Below are 532 nucleotides of genomic sequence, written 5' to 3'. Positions count from 1 at the left end.
CGCTTCAAGTTCTGCCGGGGTTCCGGTATCCACCATACGGCCCTTATCCAGCACCACAACCCGGCTGGCTAGCTGAAGTGTTGAACGCCGTCGGGCAATCACCAGCAGCATATGCCCTTCGTCAGCATAGCGACCCAGCGCGGTATTAATCTCCGCTTCCGTAACAGCATCAACCGCTGAGGTGGTATCATCCAGGATTAACACGTCCGGTGCAGTAATGAGCGCCCGCGCCAGCGCTATTCGCTGCCTCTGCCCGCCGGAAAGATTCGTACCCCGTTCGGTTAACAGGCTATCGAAGCCTTTCGGCAGGGCGTTGATAAAATCGCTGGCTCCTGCAGCAGCTGCCGCACGGCGAATGTCGTCCGCCGTTGCCTGAGGGTGGCCATAGGCGATATTTTCCGCCACCGTACCGGCAAACAGAAAAGCATCTTCAAATACGATGCCTACCCGGCGACGAAGCGCCTCCAGTCTGATATCGCGAAGATTTTGTCGGCCTTCGCTGGTGTTGAGCCATATCTTTCCGGAGCAGGGA

At 57.7% G+C, this 532-nt stretch carries 1 protein-coding gene; it reads right to left on the bottom strand.

Annotated features, from left to right (window positions below; translation table 11 throughout):
• The coding region (locus RTW80_RS27060) for an ATP-binding cassette domain-containing protein (RefSeq protein WP_312721173.1) at positions 1–532 on the bottom strand (532 nt) is incomplete at both ends.

Source organism: Escherichia sp. AM3, assembly GCF_032029835.1.
GTDB lineage: Bacteria > Pseudomonadota > Gammaproteobacteria > Enterobacterales > Enterobacteriaceae > Escherichia > Escherichia coli.
Note: the sequence above shows the minus strand (reverse complement) of the source record. Positions and strands in the feature narration are given on the sequence as shown.